Origin of the sequence: Streptomyces sp. SudanB5_2050 (genome assembly GCF_964272335.1) — a bacterium.
Taxonomy (GTDB): Bacteria; Actinomycetota; Actinomycetes; order Streptomycetales; family Streptomycetaceae; genus Streptomyces; species Streptomyces rochei.
Genome location: NZ_OZ186760.1, coordinates 6,720,471 through 6,740,700, shown reverse-complemented (window position 1 = coordinate 6,740,700; position 20,230 = coordinate 6,720,471). Strand labels below are relative to the sequence as shown.

The 20,230-nt window shown below is 73.2% G+C and carries 18 protein-coding genes, 1 tRNA gene and 1 pseudogene; 11 read left to right on the top strand and 9 right to left on the bottom strand.

The annotated features are described in order from the left end of the window. Window positions 1–15 precede the first annotated feature (15 nt). Window positions 16–1,827: a LuxR C-terminal-related transcriptional regulator gene (locus ACFZP7_RS29755; RefSeq protein ID WP_385636941.1), complete on the bottom strand. Its 1,812-nt coding sequence runs from the start codon at window positions 1,825–1,827 to the stop codon at window positions 16–18. Window positions 1,828–1,923: 96 nt separating this feature from the next. Between ACFZP7_RS29755 and ACFZP7_RS29750 the strand changes: the two genes are divergently transcribed. After that, a complete protein-coding gene (locus ACFZP7_RS29750) occupies window positions 1,924–3,003 on the top strand; it encodes a hypothetical protein (protein WP_385636939.1) in 1,080 nt (359 codons plus the stop codon). A 268-nt stretch (window positions 3,004–3,271) separates the two neighbouring features. On the opposite strand, the gene ACFZP7_RS29745 is transcribed toward ACFZP7_RS29750, so the two are convergent. Continuing rightward, window positions 3,272–3,345 (bottom strand) — tRNA-Pro (locus tag ACFZP7_RS29745). A gap of 231 nt (window positions 3,346–3,576) precedes the next feature. Between ACFZP7_RS29745 and ACFZP7_RS29740 the strand changes: the two genes are divergently transcribed. The 3 genes and pseudogenes from ACFZP7_RS29740 to ACFZP7_RS29730 all read left to right on the top strand — a co-directional run bounded on the left by ACFZP7_RS29740 (window position 3,577) and on the right by ACFZP7_RS29730 (window position 6,343). After that, window positions 3,577–4,536: a bile acid:sodium symporter family protein gene (locus tag ACFZP7_RS29740; protein WP_385636937.1), complete on the top strand. Its 960-nt coding sequence runs from the start codon at window positions 3,577–3,579 to the stop codon at window positions 4,534–4,536. Between the two features lie 192 nt (window positions 4,537–4,728). Then, window positions 4,729–5,075 (top strand): annotated as a pseudogene (locus tag ACFZP7_RS29735) (cupin domain-containing protein). A gap of 104 nt (window positions 5,076–5,179) precedes the next feature. Continuing rightward, window positions 5,180–6,343, top strand: a complete 1,164-nt coding sequence (locus tag ACFZP7_RS29730) for a Gfo/Idh/MocA family protein (RefSeq protein ID WP_031021472.1) — start codon at window positions 5,180–5,182, stop codon at window positions 6,341–6,343. Here ACFZP7_RS29730 and ACFZP7_RS29725 read toward each other — a convergent pair. Beyond that, window positions 6,321–6,512 carry a hypothetical protein gene (locus ACFZP7_RS29725; protein WP_385636934.1) on the bottom strand — a complete coding sequence of 64 codons (192 nt, stop codon included), beginning with the start codon at window positions 6,510–6,512 and terminating at the stop codon, window positions 6,321–6,323. The genes ACFZP7_RS29730 and ACFZP7_RS29725 overlap by 23 nt on opposite strands. Continuing rightward, on the bottom strand, window positions 6,509–7,543 hold the full coding sequence (locus tag ACFZP7_RS29720; RefSeq protein ID WP_019330531.1) for a LacI family DNA-binding transcriptional regulator: 1,035 nt from the start codon (window positions 7,541–7,543) through the stop codon (window positions 6,509–6,511). Before ACFZP7_RS29720 ends, ACFZP7_RS29725 begins: the two co-directional genes overlap by 4 nt. A 129-nt stretch (window positions 7,544–7,672) precedes the next feature. Between ACFZP7_RS29720 and ACFZP7_RS29715 the strand changes: the two genes are divergently transcribed. The 3 genes from ACFZP7_RS29715 (at window position 7,673) to ACFZP7_RS29705 (ending at window position 10,784) form a co-directional block, all read left to right on the top strand. Beyond that, entirely contained in the window at window positions 7,673–8,845 is a 1,173-nt protein-coding gene (locus ACFZP7_RS29715) for a phytanoyl-CoA dioxygenase family protein (RefSeq protein ID WP_385636931.1), read from the top strand. Next, window positions 8,842–9,618, top strand: a complete 777-nt coding sequence (locus tag ACFZP7_RS29710) for an SDR family oxidoreductase (protein ID WP_385636930.1) — start codon at window positions 8,842–8,844, stop codon at window positions 9,616–9,618. Before ACFZP7_RS29715 ends, ACFZP7_RS29710 begins: the two co-directional genes overlap by 4 nt. A 161-nt stretch (window positions 9,619–9,779) precedes the next feature. After that, window positions 9,780–10,784, top strand: a complete 1,005-nt coding sequence (locus ACFZP7_RS29705) for a Gfo/Idh/MocA family oxidoreductase (protein WP_046252012.1) — start codon at window positions 9,780–9,782, stop codon at window positions 10,782–10,784. 32 nt (window positions 10,785–10,816) lie between these two features. Here the strand turns inward: ACFZP7_RS29705 and ACFZP7_RS29700 are convergent, their stop codons facing one another. From ACFZP7_RS29700 to ACFZP7_RS29680, 5 genes are all read right to left on the bottom strand, one after another. Continuing rightward, complete coding sequence (locus ACFZP7_RS29700; RefSeq protein WP_019330527.1) at window positions 10,817–11,230, bottom strand: VOC family protein; 414 nt, start codon at window positions 11,228–11,230, stop codon at window positions 10,817–10,819. Window positions 11,231–11,345: 115 nt separating this feature from the next. After that, on the bottom strand, window positions 11,346–12,248 hold the full coding sequence (locus tag ACFZP7_RS29695) for a sugar phosphate isomerase/epimerase (protein WP_030971791.1): 903 nt from the start codon (window positions 12,246–12,248) through the stop codon (window positions 11,346–11,348). Between the two features lies 1 nt (window position 12,249). Further along, window positions 12,250–13,203 carry an ATP-binding cassette domain-containing protein gene (locus ACFZP7_RS29690; protein WP_385636927.1) on the bottom strand — a complete coding sequence of 318 codons (954 nt, stop codon included), beginning with the start codon at window positions 13,201–13,203 and terminating at the stop codon, window positions 12,250–12,252. Window positions 13,204–13,208: 5 nt separating this feature from the next. After that, a complete protein-coding gene (locus ACFZP7_RS29685; RefSeq protein ID WP_029394518.1) occupies window positions 13,209–14,285 on the bottom strand; it encodes an ABC transporter permease in 1,077 nt (358 codons plus the stop codon). Next, a complete protein-coding gene (locus ACFZP7_RS29680; protein ID WP_019330523.1) occupies window positions 14,285–15,307 on the bottom strand; it encodes a sugar ABC transporter substrate-binding protein in 1,023 nt (340 codons plus the stop codon). The genes ACFZP7_RS29685 and ACFZP7_RS29680 overlap by 1 nt, the downstream gene beginning before the upstream one ends. A gap of 238 nt (window positions 15,308–15,545) precedes the next feature. Here ACFZP7_RS29680 and iolC point away from each other — a divergent pair, with 238 nt between their 5' ends. Genes iolC through iolD form a run of 4 tightly spaced genes read left to right on the top strand, consistent with a single transcriptional unit; the run spans window position 15,546 to window position 20,206 of the window. Then, a complete protein-coding gene (gene iolC / locus ACFZP7_RS29675) occupies window positions 15,546–16,508 on the top strand; it encodes a 5-dehydro-2-deoxygluconokinase (protein ID WP_385636925.1) in 963 nt (320 codons plus the stop codon). 13 nt (window positions 16,509–16,521) lie between these two features. Further along, entirely contained in the window at window positions 16,522–17,409 is an 888-nt protein-coding gene (locus ACFZP7_RS29670) for a deoxyribose-phosphate aldolase (RefSeq protein ID WP_031021495.1), read from the top strand. Window positions 17,410–17,441: 32 nt separating this feature from the next. Then, on the top strand, window positions 17,442–18,335 hold the full coding sequence (iolB, locus tag ACFZP7_RS29665; protein ID WP_385636923.1) for a 5-deoxy-glucuronate isomerase: 894 nt from the start codon (window positions 17,442–17,444) through the stop codon (window positions 18,333–18,335). Beyond that, window positions 18,332–20,206, top strand: coding sequence for a 3D-(3,5/4)-trihydroxycyclohexane-1,2-dione acylhydrolase (decyclizing) (gene iolD / locus ACFZP7_RS29660; RefSeq protein ID WP_385636920.1), 1,875 nt, complete (start codon window positions 18,332–18,334; stop codon window positions 20,204–20,206). The genes iolB and iolD overlap by 4 nt, the downstream gene beginning before the upstream one ends. The last annotated feature ends 24 nt before the right edge of the window (window positions 20,207–20,230 follow it).

Sequence of the window (20,230 nt, the reverse complement as noted above, 5' to 3'; positions counted from 1 at the left end):
GACCGGCCGCCGCTCTCAGGCCGGCTGCGGCTGGGGCGGCTCCACCAGCCAGGGCAGGGCGCCGCGGTCACCGGCACCGAGGCGGGTGTAGGCGCCGTAGAGGTGGTTGCCGACGGTGCGGACGGAGAGGGTGAGTCGCTCGGCGATCTGCCGGTTGCTGAGCCCGGCGGCGGCGAGCGTGACGACCTGCCGCTGGCGGGCGGTGAGTTCGCCGAGGACCAGGCCGGACAGGGCGGGGGTGCGGGCGCCCTCGCAGCGCCGGGCGAGGGCGACGGCACGGGTGCGGGCGGTGCGCGCGGCGCTCGGGTCGCGGTGGACCCGTACCGCCTGGGCGTGGGCCTCGGCCGCGAAGAGCAGGAAGCCGCGCCGTTCCAGTTCCCCGGCCACCTCGTCCAGCGCCGGTCCGTCGCCCCGCGCCAGGGCGTCGGCGTGCGCGGCGAAGACGCCGGTCAGCCGGCCGGCCGCGCGTTCGGGCGCGCCGAGCCGGACGGCGTCGTAGGGGTCGCCCGCGGCGGCCGACCGGACCGCCTCGTCGAGGTCGCCGCGGACGGCGGCGGCCCAGGCGGCGACCGTCCCGGCGCACCGCCGCGGCTCCCGGTCCCCCGCGGTAGCGTCGCCCGACTGCGCCGCTGCCAGGGCGAGTTCGTCGCGGCAGGAGGTGTCCCGCGGGTCGCTCCGCAGGCCCTCCCGGGCCCAGGCCGCCGCCTCGGCCAGCCGTCCGCCCAGGCGGGCGAACCGGGCGCGCAGCGCCGCGTGCCGGGCCGGCAGCGGGACCCCCTCGGCCGCCAGCCACTCCCCGACGGGCGCGGACGGCTCGCGTACGTCGGCCCGCTCGATGCGGCGGGCCAGGGCGGCCGTCTCGGCGTCCAGGGCAGGGCCGCAGCGCTCCGGAGCGCGCGCCAGGCGCCGTGCCCGCAGCCGGCCCGCGGCGGCCCGCAGCACCGGCCCGTGCAGGGGGTGCGCGAGGCGGGTGGCGCCGTGGTCGTCGACGGTGACCAGGCCCTTGCCCTCCAGGCCCTCCAGGACGGACACGTCCAGGGTGTCCAGGCCGAGGGGCAGGGGTTCGGCGAAGGCGAGGCGTTCGAGCGTCTCGCGTTCCTCGGGCCGGACACGGTCCAGTACCTGGGCGGTGCGCTCCCGCACGGCCGCGGTGACCGGCACCGGCCCCCGCCAGGCCCACCGGCCGGTCTCCGGGACCGCGGTGAGCAGCCCCCGTTCGCGCACGGCGGTGAACAGCTCGCGCAGCAGGCGCAGATCGCCCCGGCTCAGCCGGTGCAGCCGGCGTGCGGTGAGGGGGTCGGGGGCGACTCCCTCGGCGGCCGTGAGCAGGTCGGCGGTCTCGTCGCGGGACAGCGGCGGCAGGGAGAGGCGGGGCAGCAGCTCCCCGGACCACAGCCGGGACACGGCGCCCGGCACGGGCACGCCCTCCGCGGCGACGACCAGGAGCCGGGTGCGGCCGTGCACGGCGAGCTGGTGCACGAGGGCCGCGGAGGCGTCGTCGAGCAGGTGGGCGTCGTCGACCAGCAGCAGGCGTACGCCGGACAGGAGCTGTACCGCCCGGTGCAGGGTGACGGACCCGGGCAGGAGGTGGGCGAAGGCGGCGAAGGGGATGTCCCGGGTCGCGGGCGTCCCGGCCGCCCGGGCGCAGTCCGTGCCGCGGACCGCCTCGGTCACGAGCCGGGTCTTGCCGCAGCCGGCCGGGCCGGTCACCACGATGCCGCCGCGTCCGGCGGTCACCGACCGTCGTACCAGTTCCAGTTCGTCCGTCCGCCCGGTGAACGGCCAGGGCGTCCGCAGTGCTCTCACGTCCCGCTCAGAAGTCGTCACGGAAACATGAGTCGGCCTACTCGCCCCTGATACAGGGCGACTTGAGTAGACCCCGACTCAGGCGACCGCACCCGCCCGGACGGCATGCTGGGGGTCATGACCGTACGCTACTGCTCGCTGGCGCGGCACCCCGCTCCCGTGTTGCCACCGGGACTGGCCGCCGAGCGCGTCGCCGCGCTGGTCGGCGGGCAGCGGATGTGGGTCAACGGCACCGTGCTGCACTACTGCTTCCTCGGCGGGGACACCGACTCCTCCGTGGTGCCGATGCCGGGCACCGGCCGCCCGCGGCGGGGGTCGTGGGCGGGGACCGAGGAGCAGCGGGACGTGGTCCGGGACTGCTTCCGGCAGTGGCAGGACCTCGGCATCGGGCTGGTCCTCACCGAGGTGGGCGACCGGTCGGAGGCCGAGCTGCGGATCGGCTTCCAGCCCGGCGACGGCTCGTGGTCGGCGGTGGGCAAGGACGCGCTGCGGGTCGGTCTGAACGACCGCACGATGAACTTCGGCTGGGACCTGACCGCGCCCGGGGAGCGCGCGACGGCCCTGCACCAGATCGGGCACGCGCTCGGCATGCTGCACGAGCACCAGAGCCCGTACTCCGGCATCCTCTGGGACGACGAGGCCGTCTACGCCGAGCTGGCGGGCCCGCCGAACCACTGGAGCCGGGAGCGGACCTTCCACAACATCCTGCGCAAGCTCGACGGCGACGAGGCCAACGGTCCGGTCTGGGACCCGCAGTCGATCATGGAGTATCCCTTCCCGTCCGGGCTGATACTCGAGCCGGAGCACTACCGCTCGGGTCTGCACCCGCCCGGCACCCTCTCCGCCGCCGACAAGGAGTTCGCCCTGCGCTGGTACCCGCCCCTCGGCCGGCCGGGCCCGCTGGTGCCGTTCCGTTCGGTGCCGCTGGGGCTCGGGCCGGGCGAGCAGGCCGACTTCCGCGTGGACCCGCCGGAGACCCGCGAGTACACCGTGGGCACCTTCGGCGACAGCGACGCCGTCGTGGTCGTCTTCGAGGTGCGGGACGGCCGGCCCCGCTACCTGGCCGGGCACGACGACGGCGGCACACCCCGCAACGCCACGATCAGGGCCCGTTTCGTCAAGGGCCGCCGCTATGTCGTCCGGGTGCGCCTGTACTCCTCGTGGGGTGCGGGCGAGACGGCGGTCATGTACTGGTGACCGCACGGCTCCGAGGCACCCGGGCGCCGCGGCCACAGGCCGGCGCCGGGGGCGGCCGGGGAGGCCACCCGCGGGGGACGGTGTCGCCGCGACACCGGACACGGGTGGCACTCCGGCCGGCCGGGCCCCGCTTCTTCGGGGGAGGAAGCGGGGCCCGGCCGTGCGCCGTCGGGGCCTCGCCCGGGCGCGCCACGTCGGGAACCCCCATGGGCACGACGCGCGCAGGGCCCTCGCGGAGCTGCTGCCCGCGAAGGCCCTGTCACGTCCGTCGGGACGACAGGATTTGAACCTGCGACCCCTTGACCCCCAGTCAAGTGCGCTACCAAGCTGCGCCACGTCCCGGTGCGCGCCACCCGTCCCGGCGTGATCGCGCTGGTCAAGCCTACCTCATCGGCGGGCCCGGGTGCGGTCGCCCGCCGCCCCCTCCGATGGGGCCGGCCACGTGCGCAAGGCGTCCTGGACGGTCACCAGCGACGGAACGGCCGTTACCCGCCTTTTCCTTCCGACGCCACCCGATGATCACATCGCGAGACGGCGTTGCGCCGGGCCCACCACCGGGCGTTACCTCGCACGGTGCGAATCGAACGACCCGAACACCTCAGCGCCCCCGCCGGCGGTGACCGCTCCGCGCGGCGTGCCGTGACCGTCTTCCCGATCCTCGTCCTGCTGGCCGGCGCCCTCGGCCTGCTGCTCCCCGGGAGTTTCACCGGAGGGAGCGAGGCGGTTCCGTATCTGCTGGGCGTCGTGATGTTCTGCATGGGCATCACCATGACCCCCGAGGACTTCCGTGGGGTCGTGAAGCGTCCGTGGGCGGTGGCCCTCGGTCTCGTCGCGCACTACGTGATCATGCCGGGGCTCGGCTGGGCCGTCGCCCACCTGCTCGATCTCCCGCCGCAGCTCGCGGCCGGCGTCATCCTCGTCGGCTGCGCGCCCAGCGGCACCGCCTCCAACGTGGTGACGTACCTGGCCCGGGGCGACGTCGCCCTGTCGGTGTCCGTCGCGACGGTCTCCACCCTGGTCGCGCCGCTCGTCACGCCGCCCCTGACGCTGCTGCTGGCCGGTGAGTACCTTCCGGTCGACGCCGGGTCCATGGTCACCGACATCCTCAAGACGGTGCTGCTGCCGGTCCTCGCGGGGCTGGCCGTACGGCTGCTGGCGGGGCGGTACGTGGAGCGGGCGCTGCCGGTTCTGCCCTGGCTGTCGGCGGTCACCGTCTCGGTGATCGTGGCGGTCGTGGTGGCGGGCAGCGCCGAGGCCATCAAGTCGGCCGCGGCGATGGTGTTCCTCGCGGTGGTGCTGCACAACGGCCTGGGCCTGGCGCTGGGGTACGGGGCCGGACGCCTGGGCCGCCTGGGCGAGCCCGCGAGCCGTGCGATGGCCTTCGAGGTCGGCATGCAGAACTCCGGTCTGGCGGCTTCCCTGGCCACGGCGCACTTCAGCCCGCTCGCGGCCCTGCCGGCGGCGGTGTTCTCCGTCTGGCACAACGTCTCCGGCGCGGTGGCGGCGGCCTGGCTCTCGCGCCGGGGGCGGTGACGTGTCCCGCGGCGGGCCGAGCGGTGCGACGATCCACAGGGCCACGTAGGCGGAGAGGCCGCCGCCTGCATGGTGGGCGGTGTTCACGTCGCCGTGCCTCGCCGGAGGAGCGACGAAGTGTCCGCGCGCGCCCCCGGATACGCCACACCCTGTCGGCCCCGGAGCCGCCGCCGCCCCGGCTAGCGTCACGGCATGACCCACAGTTTCGTCGTACACGTCCCCGAGGCCGAGCTCGAACCCGAGCCCCTCTCCCCCGAGCAGATCGTCTCCGGCACCCCGAGGTGACCGGCAAGGTGGTCTGGGAGTCGGCGGACGGCCGCCGGGTGCGCGGGGTCTGGCAGATCACCCCGGGGGTGGTCACCGACACCGAGGCGGACGAGATGTTCGTGGTGCTCAGCGGCTCGGCCACCATCGAGGTGGCGGGCGGCCCGACGCTGACGGTCGGTCCGGGCGACCTGGCCGTGCTGCGCGAGGGCGACCGCACGACGTGGACGGTGCACGAGACGCTGCGCAAGGCGTACGCGATCGACCTGGGTTAGCCCGACGCCCGCCGGGCTTTGTCCTGTCAAAAGGTTGACATGATGCCGACGCTCCGCACAGGGTGGGCGGGACAGCGCAGGGACCGGTCCGAAGAAGGGCTCTCATGGTGGACGCACTCGGTGTCGCCGTCGTCGGTTTCGGCTGGATGGGCCGGGTGCACACCCAGGCGTACGCCCGGGTCCGCCACCACTATCCGCGGCTGGCCCTCCGTCCCGAGCTGATCACCGTCGCCGAGGAGGTGCCGGGACGGGCCGAGGAGGCCGCCGCGCAGTTCGGCTTCGTCTCCACGACCCGCGACTGGCGCGAGGTGGCCGCGGACCCGCGGGTCCGGGCGGTCAGCATCACCGCGCCGAACTTCCTGCACCGGGAGATCGCCGTCGCCATGGCCGAGGCGGGCAAGCACATCTGGATCGAGAAGCCGGTCGGTCTCTGCCTCGACGACGCGCGGGCCGTGGCGGACGCGGTCGCCGAGGCCGGGGTACAGGGCGCGGTCGGCTTCAACTACCGCAACGCGCCCGCCGTGGAGGCCGCCCGCGCGCTGATCGCCGACGGGGAGATCGGCACGGTCACCCATGTCCGCATCCGTCTCTTCAGCGACTACGCCGCCCATCCCGAGGGGGCGCTGACCTGGCGCTACGAGCGTGAGCGCGGCGGCAGCGGGGTGCTCGGCGACCTGGCCTCGCACGGCGCGGACCTGGCCCGTTTCCTGCTCGGCGACATCGCGTCGCTGACCGCCGACACGGCCGTGTTCGTGCCGCGACGGGCCCGCCCCACCGCCGCCACCGCCGGGCACGCGCGGGCCGCCGGCGGCGACATGGGGCCGGTCGAGAACGAGGACTACGTCAACTGCCTGCTGCGCTTCGCCTCCGGCGCCCGCGGCGTCCTGGAGGCCAGCCGGGTCTCGGTCGGCGAGCAGAACAACTACGGCTTCGAGGTGCACGGCACCACGGGGGCGGTGTTCTGGGACTTCCGGCGCATGAACGAACTGGGCGTCAGCCGCGGCACCGCGTACCAGGACCAGCCGGTCAGCACGGTATACGTCGGCCCGGCGCACGGCGAGTTCGCGGCCTTCCAGCCGGGTGCCGCCAACGCCATGGGCTACGACGACCTCAAGGTGGTGGAGGCCCACCGTTTCCTGCGCTCGATCGCCGAGTCGACCCCGTACGGCGCCACCCTGCCGGACGCCGTGCACAGCGCGGCCGTACTGGAGGCGATGGTCCGGTCGGCGGAGCACGGTACCTGGGTCAGCCCCGCGCTCGACGGGTGAGGGCGTCCCGGCGGGCCCGCGTCGCCGATCGGCCCAGCAGTCCCCGGACCGGGACCAGCACCAGCCGGCTCCACATGGCCGCCGGGCCGACCGCCAGGCCGAGCGGGGACAGGGTGATCACCTGGCCGTCGACCTGCTCCACGTAGCCGAAGACGGCGGTGCGCGTCACACGGTCGCGGTGTCGGGAGGCAGGTTGTGCGGGGTGACGACCTGGATCGCCGACGGCCGCGCGGGACCGGCGGGCGGCAGGGCGCCGTGTGCCCGCATCACGTGGCGGCACGCCTCGCGCAGGTCCTGGCGCAGGTCGTGGTGGAGGACGACGGACAGGCGCCGCTCGCGCAGCAGGCGGGTGTTGTCCTGGTCGAGGTCGTGGGCGACGAACACCTCGCAGACGCGGCCGAGGTCCTCGAAGGCGCGCAGGGTGGCGATGTTGCCGCCGCCGATCGAGTAGACCGCCCGGATGTCCGGGTCGCGTTCCAGCGCGGCCCGCACCAGGTCGTACTGGGTGGCGTCCAGGCCCTGCCCCTCGGCGATCTCGACGAGGGCCCGCCCGGGGTGGCGGGCCCGCATCAGGCCCCGGAAGCCCATCTCCCGCTCCTCCTCGTTGCGGAAGAAGCCGCTGCTGAGGCTGGTGAGGACGTTGCCGGGACGGTCGCCGAGCCACTGGCCCATGAGGTAGGCGGCGGTCGCGCCGGCCGCCCGGTCGTCGATGCCGACGTAGGCGACCCGGGGGGCGGCGGGCAGGTCCGTCGCCAGGGTGACGACGGGGACGCCGGCGGCGGTCAGCCGGGTCACGGCGGCGTTCACCTCGGGGACGTCCGGGGCCTTGAGGATCACCCCCTGGGAGCCGCGCCGGGCGATCCGGTCCAGGGTGGCGGTCAGCTCCCCGGCCGGGTCCGTCTCGCGGAAGTGGAAGCGGCAGCGCACCACCGCCGGGTGCAGCGCGGGCAGTTCGGCCTCCAAGGCGGCCCGCACGGCGGTGGTGAAGCGTTCCGGGGCCTGCATCACGATGTCGCACATGAACGTGCGGCCGACCAGCCGGACCTGGGTGCGCTGGCGGTCCAGGTCGGCGATGGCCCGGCGCACCTCGTACGCCGTGCTCTCGCGCACGCCGCCGCGGCCGTTGAGCACCCGGTCGACGGTGGCCTCGCTCAGGCCCGCCTGCCGGGCGATCTCCCGGATCGGGAAGGGGTGTCCCATGACCGGCTCCTCGGCTTCCTCCCGCGGCACGCTCTGAGGGGTTTTTGATGGCCGCCTGCTGGTTGTTCGACGCGTTTGTCAGGACAAGAATGACAGCACCGCGTCGCCCCTGTCAGCGAAAGGACGACGATGTCCGCCACGCCCCTGCCCGCCCCGCGCTCCCGGCTGTCCGAACGGGACTGCGACCTCGACGCCTTCCGCGCCCTGGTCGAGCAGTCGACCGACCCGGCCGCCCACCCGCGGGCCACGGCCGTCGAGCACAACGTCCCCCTGTACGACGCGGGGGAACTGCGCGACGACGAGGGGACGGCGGCCGAACTCGTCCACGCCCTCGCGGACGGCCCCGGCATCGTCGTCCTCAAGGGCGCCTTCCCGGACGCGTCGGTGGTCGACCGGGCCACCGCCGTCTTCGACGCGCTGATCGAAGAGCAGCGCGCCTCGGGCGCCACCGCCGGCGACCACTTCGCCGCGCCGGGCGCCAACGACCGGGTGTGGAACGCGCTGGAGAAGGCAGCCCTGCACGACCCCGACACCTTCGCCGACTACTACGCCAACGACGTCCTGGCCCTGGTCGCCCGGGCCTGGCTCGGTCCCGGCTACCAGGTCACCTCGCAGATCAACGTGGTCAATCCGGGCGGCGCGGCCCAGACGGCGCACCGCGACTACCATCTCGGCTTCCTGTCGTCCGAGGCGGCGGCGGCCTACCCGGCGCACGTGCACCGCCTCTCCCCCGTCCTCACGCTCCAGGGCGCGGTCGCCCACTGCGACATGCCCGTGGAGTCGGGGCCGACGATGTACCTGCCGCACTCCCAGAAGTACGAGCCGGGTTATCTGGCCTGGCGGCTCCCCGAGTTCCGGGCCTGCTTCGAGGAGCGCCACGTGCAGTTGCCCCTCGCCAAGGGCGACGCCGTCTTCTTCAACCCGGCGCTGTTCCACGCGGCGGGCACCAACCGCTCCGCCGGCATCCGCCGCATGGCCAACCTGCTGCAGATCTCGTCCGCGTTCGGCCGCGCGATGGAGAGCGTGGATCGGGAGGCGGTGGTGAACGCCGTCTTCCCGGTGCTGCTGAAGCGCCGGGCCGAGGGTGCGGGCGAACGGTGGCTGGAGAACGTGGTCGCGGCGAGCGCCGAGGGCTATCCGTTCCCCACCGATCTGGACAGCGATCCGCCGGTAGACGGTCTGGCTCCGCCCTCCCAGGCGGACGTCGTACGGCGCGCGTTGCGTGAGGAGTGGACGCCGGACGTGCTCCGTGCCGAGCTGCGCGTCGGGGCCCGGCGCCGGGAGAGCCGGGGGACGCGGTGAGCCTGCTCGACGGAAAGGTCGTCCTGGTCAACGGCGGCACCCAGGGCGTCGGCGCCGCGATCGCGCGGGCCGCCGTCCGGGAGGGGACGGTCCTGGCCGTCACCGGGCGGCGGCCGGAACCGGGCGAGGCCCTGGTCGCCGAGCTGAGGGCGGCGGGCGGCGAGGCGGTGTTCGTGCGGGCCGATCTGGCGGACGCCGGGCAGGCGAAGGCGTCCGTGGGCCGGGTGGTGGAGGCGTACGGCCGGATCGACTGCCTGGTCAACTCGGCGGGGCTGACGTCCCGGGGGACGCTGCTGGACACCACGCCCGAGCTGTTCGACCAGCACATCGCGATCAACCTCAGGGCGCCGTTCTTCGCGATGCAGGCGGCGGTCGCGGACATGGTGGGCCGGGGCGCGCCCGGCACCGTCGTCAACGTCATCACGTCGTCGGCGCACGGCGGGCAGCCGTTCCTGGCACCGTACGTCGCCGCCAAGGCCGGCCTGGTGGGCCTGACCCGCAACGCCGCGCACGCCCACCGCTTCGACCGGGTGCGGATCAACGGCCTGAACATCGGCTGGACGGCGACCGAGGGCGAGGACGCCACCCAGCGGGCCTTCCACGGCGCCGGGGACGACTGGCGCGAGCGGGCCGCCGCAAGGTTGCCGATGGGCAGGCTCGGGCAGCCGGACGAGATCGCCGACTTCGTGGTCCTGCTGCTGTCGGACCGGTCCGGCGTGGTCACGGGCTCGGTGATCGACTGGGACCAGAACGTCCTGGGCGGCCTGGACTGAGTACCCGGGCCCGGCCCGGCAGCCGCCCTCCGCACCCCCGGCACGGCCCGCGCACACCGCGCTGTCCGGCACGGCACCCCCACACCGCGTGTCCGGCACGGCACCCCCACACCGCGCGTCCGGCACCGTACGGCACCCACGCACAAGGAGCAACGAGAACCATGCGCATCGGAATCCTCGGCCTCGGCCGCATCGGCGCCTTCCACGCCGAGACCCTCCACACGCTGGAAACCGTCGACTCGCTCGTCGTCGCCGACCCGTACGCGGACGCGGCGAAGGCGGCGGCCGAGCGGTTCGGCGCCGAGATCGCGGACTCCCCCGAGGCGTTGCTGGCCGCCGGGGTGGACGGCGTGGTGGTCGCGGCGGCGACCGACGCCCACCCGGCCCTCATCGTGGCCGCCGTCGAGGCGGGCGTCCCCGTCTTCTGCGAGAAGCCCGTCGCCCGCACCATGACGGAGGGCGTCGAGGTGCTCAAGGCGGTCGCGGGCCGTGACGTGCCGGTGCAGATCGGCTTCAACCGCCGCTTCGACGCCGGCTTCGTCGCGGCACGGGAGGCCGTACGGGCAGGAGAGCTGGGCAAGCTGCACACGGTGCGGTCGACCACGCTGGACCCGGCGCCGCCGCCGGCGGCGTACATCGCGGCCTCGGGCGGCATCTTCCGCGACTGCTCGGTGCACGACTTCGACGTCATCCGCTGGGTGACGGGCCGTGAGGTGAGCGAGGTGTACGCCGTGGGCGGCAACCGGGGCGCCGACTTCATCCGGGAGGCGGGCGACGCGGACACCACCGGCGCGGTCCTCACCCTGGACGACGGCACGATCGCGGTGGTATCCAACAGCCGGCACAACGCCCGCGGCTACGACGTCCGCATGGAGATCCACGGCTTCGCCGACTCCATCGCGGTCGGTCTGGAGGACAAGCTGCCGCTGCGCTCGGTCGAGCCCGGCACGGCCTTCCCGGCCGGAGTGCCGCACGACTTCTTCATGGACCGCTTCGCCGCCGCCTACCGCACCGAGCTGACCGCCTTCACCGAGGTCGTCGCCGGTGCCCGGCCTTCCCCCTGCACCGTCGAGGACGCGCTGGAGGCGGGCTGGATCGCCGAGGCGTGCACCCTGTCGCTGCGGGAGCACCGCCCCGTGACGGTGGCGGAGGTCAAGCGGGGCTGAGCGCCGTCATAACGGGTCGGCGGGGTGCGCGGTCAGCCCGCCGGCTCACTGATGTTCACCATCCAGGGGACGCCGAAGCGGTCGGTGCACATGCCGAAGACGTCCCCCCACATCTGCTTCTCCAGCGGCACGGCCACGGTGCCGTCGGCGGACAGCTTCTCCCAGTAGCCGCGCAGCTCGCCGGCGTCGTCGCCGCTGAGGCTCACCGAGAAGTTGGTGCCCGGGGTGTACTCCATGCCGGGCGGCGTGTCGGAGGCCATCAGGGTGAAGCCGCTCGGCGTCTCCAGCAGGGCGTGCATGATCTTGTCGGTGTAGGCGCTGTCGGGCATGCCGGACTCGCCGAAGGTGTTCAGCGACAGGGTCCCGCCGAACACCTGCGCGTAGAATTCCATCGCCTCTCGGGCGTCGCCGTCGAAGCTCAGATAGGGATTGAGACGCGAGGTCATGACTGCCTCCCGGGACGGGACGAAGGGCCAGTGCTCCGCACGCTAGCGCGCGGCACCGGCGACGGCCCGCCGAGCGGCGCGCCGGCGGGACCCGTCCCCGCCGGCGCCGTCGGGATCAGGCTCCGCAGGAGCGCAGGAACTTCCTGGTGCGCACCGCGATCGGCAGGGGCCGGTCCGGTTCGCAGGGGTACATGTCCTGTTCGACGATGGCGAAGAGATCGACGTCGAGCCGCTGGGCCGCGGTGAGCACCGGTCCCAGCTCCGGTACCCCGGCGGGCGGCTCGCACATCACGCCGCGCTGCACGGCCGGTCCGAAGGGGACGCCGTTGGCGCGCACGTCGGCGAGGATCTCCGGGTCGACCTGCTTGAGGTGGAGGTAGCCGATGCGCTCGCCGTAGGTCTCGATCAGCTTGACGCTGTCGCCGCCGCAGTAGGCGTAGTGGCCGGTGTCCAGGCAGAGGCTCACCCGGTCGGAGTCGGTGGCGTCGAGGAAGCGCTCGACGTGCTCCTCGGTGTCGATGTGGGTGTCGGCGTGGGGGTGGACGACGATGTCCAGGCCGTAGCGCTCCTTCACCTCGTGGCCGAGGCGTTCCATGCCCTTGGTGAGGTGGGCCCACTGCTCGCCGGTCAGCTCGGGCGGCTCCAGGATCTCGGCGGTCTTGTCGTCGCGCCAGAAGGACGGGATGACGACGAGGTGCTTCGCGTCCATGGCCTGCGTGAGGGCCGCGACGCGGCTGACCTGTTCCCAGGTGCTCTCCCACTCGGAGGGGCCGCGGTGCAGCCCGCAGAAGATGGTGCCCGCCGAGACCTTGAGGCCGCGCCGGGCCACCTCCTCGGTGAGGCGGGCGGGGTCGGTGGGGAGATAGCCGTAGGGGCCGAGTTCGATCCACTCGTAGCCGGCCTCGGCGACCTCGTCCAGGAAGCGTTCCCAGGGGACCTGGCGCGGGTCGTCGGGGAACCAGACGCCCCAGGAGTCGGGGGCCGAGCCGACGCGGATGCGGTCCAGGGCAGCGGGCATGTCAGGCCTTCCCTTCGGCGGGTGCGGCGGTGTCGGACGCGGGGGTGTCGCCGGCCGGGTCGGATGCGCCGGCCGCGGGGGCTTCCGGCTCCTCGGGGAGGGCCGCCACGTCCACCCCGCCGACCTGCGCCAGCTCGTGCTTGAGGGCCGCGAGTTCGGCGCCGCCCGCCATGTGGTTGGTGAGTTCCTCCAGGGTGATGTCGGCGCGGGCCGCGCTCAGCTCGAGGGTGCCCAGGCGCAGCACGCTGAAGTGGTCGCCGACCAGGAAGGCGTGGTGCGGGTTGTGGGTGATGAAGATGACCCCGAGTCCGCGCTCGCGGGCGGCGGCGATGTACTTCAGGACGACGCCGGACTGCTTGACGCCGAGGGCGGCGGTGGGCTCGTCGAGGATGAGGACACGGGCGCCGAAGTAGACGGCGCGGGCGATGGCGACGCACTGGCGCTGCCCGCCGGACAGCGTGCCGATGGGCTGCTCCAGGTCGTCCAGGACGATGCCCATGTTGCGCAGTTCCTCGTCCGCGGTCCGCTTCATGCGGGCGATGTCGAGACGGCGGACCGGCCAGGGGCCCTTGGTCATCTCGGAGCCGAGGAAGAAGTTCCGCCACACCGGCATCAGCGGGATCGTGGCGAGGTCCTGGTAGACGGTGGCGATACCGCGGGCGAGGGCGTCGCGCGGGGTGTGGAAGCGCACCGGTTCGCCGTCCACCAGGAAGTCGCCCTCGGTGTGCTGGTGCAGCCCGGAGATGATCTTGATCAGGGTGGACTTGCCGGCACCGTTGTCACCGAGGACGCAGGTCACCCGTCCGGGGTGGACGGCGAGGTCGACGCCGTGCAGGGCGCGGATGTTGCCGTACGCCTTGCCGGCGCCGCGCAGTTCCACGATCGGGCGGCCCTCCCGCTCGGGTGCGGGGTCCGCGAGGACGGCGCCGTGGGTGCCGGGGGTCTCGCTGGTCATCGCTGTCACCTCCGGGTCGCCGCGCGGCGCACGTACAGGTTGATGAGGACGGCTCCGAGCAGCATCACGCCGAGGAACGCCTTGAACCAGTCGGGGTTCCAGCCGGCGTAGACGATGCCCTGGTTCACCATGCCGAACATGAAGGCGCCGAAGACGGGGCCGACGGCGGAGCCGTAGCCGCCGGTGAGCAGGCAGCCGCCGATGACGGCCGCGGCGATGTAGATCAGCTCCTGGCCGACGCCCTCGCCGGACTGCACCGTGTTGAAGGAGAAGAGCTGGTGCATGCCGACGAACCAGGCGCCGAAGCCGACCAGCATGAACAGCGTGATCTTTGTGAAGGTGACCGGGACGCCGACCGCGCGGGCGGACTCCTTGCTGCCGCCGACCGCGAAGACCCAGTTGCCGTACTTGGTGCGCAGCAGCACCCAGGTGGCGAGGGCCGCGAAGGCCAGCCACCACACCACCGTGATCTTCACCTGGACGCCGCCGACGTCGAAGGAGGAGGCGAAGAGGGCCTTGGCCTGGTCGAAGCCGTCCATGTCGCTGATGTCGTCGGTGGCGACGTTGCCGGTGACCAGCTTGGTGACGGCGAGGTTCACACCCTGGAGGATCAGGAAGGTGCCGAGGGTCACCAGGAAGCTGGGCAGGCCGGTCTTCACCAGTACCCAGCCGTTGAACGCGCCGACCGCGAGGGAGACCACGAGGGCGACGATCACGCCCATCCAGACGTTCATGGTCAGCTGGTAGCTGAGCATGCTCGCGGTGAGCGCGGAGGTGACCACGGCGACACCGGCGGACAGGTCGAACTCGCCGCCGATCATCAGCAGGGCCACCGGCAGCGCCATGATCCCGATGGTGGACGACTGGTACAGCACCGTCGCCATGGAGCCGCCCTCGCGGACCGAGGGCGCGGCGATCAGGAAGAAGACGAAGACGGCGACGGCGCCGAGGAAGACCCCGACCTCGGGGCGGGCGAGCAGGCGCAGTGCCACGGAGCGCTGCCGGGTGCGTCCGTCGGTCTCCTTCGGGCCGGGGGCCGGCGGTGTGGTCACCGCCGGCTCAGCCTGTCGGGTCATGCTCATCACCGGGTGCCCTTCGCGGCGAACTCGGCGACGGCCTTCACGTTGGACTTGTCGACGAAGGCCGGGCCGGTCAGCACCGGCTGCTCACCGCCGCCGCTGTAGTTGCCGTTGTTCTTGTAGAGCCACAGGCCGTCGACGGCGAGGTAGCCCTGGAGGTAGGGCTGCTGGTCGACGGCGAACTCGATGTCGCCCTTCTCGATGGCGCCGGTCAGCTCCTTGTTGAGGTCGAAGGTGGCGACCTTCGCCTCGCTGCCGGCCTCGTCCACGGACTGCACGGCGGTCATGGCGAACGGGGCGCCCAGGGTGACGAGGTGGTCGACGTCGCTCGACTGCTTGAGCTTGGCGGTGATCGTCGACTTCACCGAGGGCATGTCGGTGCCGTTGACGTAGAGGTTCTCGATGGAGCCCTCGAAGGTCTTCTTCACGCCGTCGCAGCGCTGGGTGAGGCCGACGTTGCCCTGTTCGTGGACGACGCACACTGCCTTCTTCGCGCCGTCCTCGTTCAGCCGCTTGCCGAGCGCCTCGCCGGCCACGGTCTCGTCCTGGCCGAAGAACTCCATCAGGCCGAGCTGCTTCCAGTCCGCGAGGCCGGAGTTGAGCCCGACGACGGGTATGCCGGCCTGCTCCGCCTTGCCGATGACACCGCGCAGGGCGTCCGGCTTGGCGAGGGTGACGGCGATGCCGTCGACCTTCTGGTCGATCGCGTTCTGGACCAGGTTGGCCTGGCTGCCCGCGTTCGGGTCGGCGGAGTAGACCAGCTTGATGTTGTCCTTGGCGGCGGCGGCCTCGGCGCCCTTGCGGACGATGTCCCAGAAGGTGTCGCCGGGCGCCTGATGGGTGACCAGGGCGACGGTCATGCGCGGGGTGTTCGCCTTGCCCGCGGACGCACCCGAGTCCCCCTCCTCGTCGGCCTTCTTCCCTCCGGAGCTGCTGGAGCAGCCGGCGAGGGTCAGGGCCGCGGCGGCGGCGAGGGCCACGGCGGGGGCGATTCTGCGGGAGCGGGCGTGCGAAGAGCGGTCCATCTTTCCTGCACCTCACTGTGCGACTGTGCGACGGGGAAGCCGTGTGCCAGACCGGAGAAGAACGGCTGTTGCTGCGCTGGGTCCGGATACAAGTCCTTGAGACGCCCGCTGTCAATACTTTGTCAAGACATCATTTCACTCACAGGTCCGAATGTAAGTACAAAGTATTGACATGGCCGTCCGGGAGTCATACACCTGGGAGGCGGCAGGCCCCCGCCCAGCCCGAGGAGCGTCGCACATGGCCGAGTCAGTCCCGCGTTTCGATCTGATCACGATGGGCCGCATCGGGGTCGATCTCTATCCCTTGCAGACCGGCGTGCCGCTGGCGGAGGTCGAGACCTTCGGCAAGTTCCTCGGCGGTTCGGCCGCCAACGTGGCGGTCGCCGCCGCCCGCCTCGGCCGCACCGCAGCCGTCATCACCCGCACCGGCGACGACGCCTTCGGCGGCTATCTGCACCGGGCGCTGAAGGAGTTCGGCGTCGACGACCGCTGGGTCACCCCGGTCGCCGCGTACCCGACCCCCGTCACCTTCTGCGAGATCTTCCCGCCGGACGACTTCCCGCTCTACTTCTACCGGCGCCCCAAGGCACCCGACCTGGAGATCCACCCGGAGGAGCTGGACCTCGACGCGATCCGTGCCGCCGCCGTCTTCTGGATCACCGGCACCGGACTGAGCGAGGAGCCGAGCCGCACGGCCACCCTCGCCGCCCTCGCCCACCGCGCCAAGTCCGGCACGACCGTCTTCGACCTGGACTGGCGCCCCATGTTCTGGTCCGACCCCGAACAGGCCCGTTCCCACTACGCCGAGGCGCTGCGGTACGCGACCGTCGCGGTCGGCAACCTCGACGAGTGCGAGATCGCCACGGGCGTGCGCGACCCGCGCGCCTGCGCCGAGGCGCTGCTGGCGGCCGGGGTCGAGCTGGCCGTCGTCAAGCAGGGCCCGAAGGGGGTGCTCGCCGTGCACCGCGACGGCCGCAGCGCCGAGGTGGAACCGGTGCCGGTCGAAGTCGTCAACGGGCTCGGCGCGGGCGACGCGTTCGGCGGCTCGCTCTGCCACGGTCTGCTCGCCGGCTGGGAGCTGGAGCGGACCATGCGGTACGCCAACGCGGCCGGCGCCCTCGTCGCCTCCCGTCTCGCCTGCTCCTCCGCGATGCCCACCGTCGCGGAGGTCGACGGCCTCCTCGCGCGAGCCACTCCCTGAACGGAGCAACGCCTTGTCCCTCAGCATCCCCGACCTCACCGCGGTCAGAGCCCGGCACCCGGAGGCCGTCGCCGAGGCGGCCGCCCGCCGCAGCCGCCGGCCGCTCATCGGCGACTCCGGCCGCCTGATGATCGTGGCCGCCGACCACCCGGCGCGCGGAGCGCTCGGCGTCGGAGACCGCGGGCTCGCCATGGCCAATCGGGCCGACCTGCTGGAACGCCTGTGCACCGCGCTGTCCCGGCCGGGCGTCGACGGGGTGCTCGCCACCGCCGACGTGCTGGAGGACCTGCTGCTGCTCGGGGTGCTGGACGACAAGGTCGTCATGGGCTCGATGAACCGCGGGGGCCTCGCGGGCGCCGCCTTCGAGATGGACGACCGCTTCACCGGCCACCGCGCCGAGGACATCGCCCGGCTGCGCTTCGACGCAGGCAAGCTGCTGCTGCGCATCGACTACGACGACCCCGGCTCGCTGTCCACCATGGAGGCGACCGCCCGCGCGATCGACGCGATGGCCGCCCGTGAACTGCCCGTCTTCGTCGAGCCGTTCATCTCCCGTCGCGTCGGGGGCCGGGTCCGCAACGACCTGTCCGCCGAGGCGGTCACCCGGTCCATCGCCATCGCCTCGGGCCTCGGCGGCACCTCGGCCTACACCTGGCTGAAACTGCCCGTCACGCAGGACCCGGACGACATGGGCGAGGTCCTGGAGACCTCGACGCTGCCCGCCGTGCTGCTGGGCGGCGACATAGGCGGCTCGCCCGCGGACCAGAGCGCCGCCTACGAACGCTGGCGCAAGGCGCTCCGGCTGCCCACCGTGCAGGGCATGGTCGTCGGCCGTTCGCTGCTCTACCCGGCCGAGGGCAGCGTGGAGCAGGCGGTGGACACCGCGGTCGGACTGCTGTGAGCGGCGTGGAGACGACGAGAGGGGAAGAGGAGATGACGTACCACCTCCCGGCGGGCAAGGCCGCGGACGGGGTCCTGGCCGTCGACGTGACGCCCGAGAAGGCCGGCTGGGGCTGGTCCAGCCTGCGCGTGCTCGACCTGCCGCCCGGCGGCACCCACACCTTCGACAGCGCCGACAGCGAGTGGATCGTCCTCCCGCTCAGCGGCGCCTGCACGGTCGCCACCGCCGACGACTCCGGCCGGGAGACCTTCGAACTCCACGGCCGCGCGGACGTGTTCAGCGGCGTCAGCGACTTCGCGTACGTGCCGCGCGACGCCCGTACGACCGTGACGACCGCCGGCGGGGGCCGCTTCGCCCTCACCGGCGCCCGCTGCACCCGCCGCCTGCCCGCCCGCTACGGACCGGCCTCGTCGGTGCCGGTGGAGCTGCGGGGCAGCGGGAACTGCTCGCGGCAGGTGAACAACTTCGGCGCGGCGGGGACGTTCGAGTGCGACAAGCTGATCGCGGTGGAGGTCATCACCCCCGGCGGCAACTGGTCGTCCTTCCCGCCGCACAAGCACGACGAGCACCGCCCCGGCGAGGAGTCCGCGCTGGAGGAGATCTACTACTTCGAGTTCGCGGCCCACGAGGGCACTCCCGGCCTCGGCTACCAGCGCGTCTCCCCCTCCGGGCGGGGGCGGGGCACGGACGTGCTGGCCGAAGTGCGCGACGGTGACGTGGTGCTGATCCCGGACGGCTGGCACGGCCCGTCGATGGCGGTCCCCGGCCACCACATGTACTACCTCAACGTCATGGCCGGTCCGGAGCCCGAACGCGCCTGGCTGATCTGCGACCACCCCGACCACGCCTGGGTCCGCGACACCTGGCCCGACCAGCCCGTCGACCCCCAACTCCCCCTCTACACCGCACCGGAGAGGTCCGCATGAGCGCCGCCGCCACCCGCCGACTGACCACCGCCCAGGCCCTGGTGCGCTTCCTGGCCGCCCAGTACACCGAACGCGACGGCGTGCGGCGCCGCCTGATCTCCGGCACCTGGGGCGTCTTCGGCCACGGCAACGTGGCCGGGATCGGCCAGGCCCTCGTCGAGTACGCCGACGTCATGCCGTACCACCAGGGCCGCAACGAACAGGCCATGGTGCACGCGGCCGTGGGCCACGCCCGTCATCTGAACCGCCTGTCCGCGCAGGCGGTGACGACGTCCATCGGCCCCGGCGCCACCAACCTGGTGACCGGCGCCGCGCTCGCCACGATCAACCGTCTCCCGGTCCTCCTGCTCCCCGGCGACTACTTCGCCTCGCACGCCGCCGATCCGCTGCTCCAGCAGCTGGAGCACCCGATCGAGGCCGACGTGTCGGTCAACGACACCCTGCGCCCCGTCTCCCGCTACTTCGACCGCGTCACCCGCCCCGAGGCCCTCGTCGCCTCCGCGCTCCAGGCGATGCGCGTGCTCACCGACCCGGCCGAGACCGGCGCCGTCACCCTGGCGCTCCCCCAGGACGTGCAGGCGGAGGCGTACGACTGGCCCGAGGAGTTCTTCGCCGACCGCGTCTGGCGGGTGCGGCGTCCGGCCCCCGACCCGGTGGAACTGGCCGAGGCGGTCCGCGCGGTCCGCGCCGCCGAACGCCCGCTGATCGTCGCGGGCGGCGGCGTCCACCACAGCGAGGCCGAGGAGGCGCTGCGGGCGCTGGTGGACGCCACGGGCATCCCGGTCGCCTCCACCCAGGCCGGCAAGGGCGCGCTGCGCCACGACCACCCGGCGGACCTCGGCGGCATCGGCCACACCGGCACCACCGTCGCCGACGACCTCGCCCGCACCGCGGACCTGGTGATCGGCGTCGGCACTCGCTACTCGGACTTCACCACCGCCTCCGGCACCCTCTTCCGGCACCCCGGCGTCCGCTTCCTCAACCTCAACATCACGGCCTTCGACGCCCACAAGCTGGCCGCCCGCACCCTGGTCTGCGACGCCCGGGCCGGGCTCACCGCGCTGGCCGAGTCGCTGTCCGGCCACCGGGTGGACGCGGCGTACGAGTCCGAGTACCGCACCGGCAAGTCCCGCTGGGAGGAGGTCGTGCGGACCGCCTACCGCGCCGAGGACGACAGCGCCGTCCCCACCCAGACGCAGGTGCTGGGCGCGCTGGACGCGGTGGTCGGCGACGAGGACGTGGTGATCAACGCGGCCGGCTCGCTCCCCGGCGATCTGCACAAGCTGTGGCGGGCCCGCTCCCCGCGCCAGTACCACCTGGAGTACGGGTACTCGTGCATGGGCTACGAGATCCCGGCCGCGCTCGGCGTCCAGCAGGCCGCGCCCGGCACCCCGGTGTGGGCCCTGGTGGGCGACGGCACGTACCTGATGAACCCGACCGAGATCGTCACCGCCGTCCAGGAGAAACTGCCGGTGAAGATGGTCCTGGTGCAGAACCACGGCTACGCCTCGATCGGCGGCCTGTCCGAGTCGGTGGGCGCCGAGCGCTTCGGCACGGCGTACCGCCATCGCGCCGCCGACGGCTCCTTCACCGGGGCTCCGCTGCCCGTCGACCTCGCCGCCAACGCGGCCAGCCTCGGCATGGAGGTGCTGCGCGCCAAGACCGTGGGGGAGCTGCGCGAGGCCCTGCGGACGGCTCGCGCGTCGGACCGGCCGACGTGCGTCTACGTCGAGACCGACCCGACGCCCACCGCTCCCCCCGCCGAGGCGTGGTGGGACGTGCCGGTGGCCGAGGTGTCCGCCCGCGAGGCCGCCGCCGACGCCCGCGCGCAGTACGAACGCGCGGTCGCCGACCGCCGCCGCCACCTCTGACAGATCGTCACCGACGCAACGGAG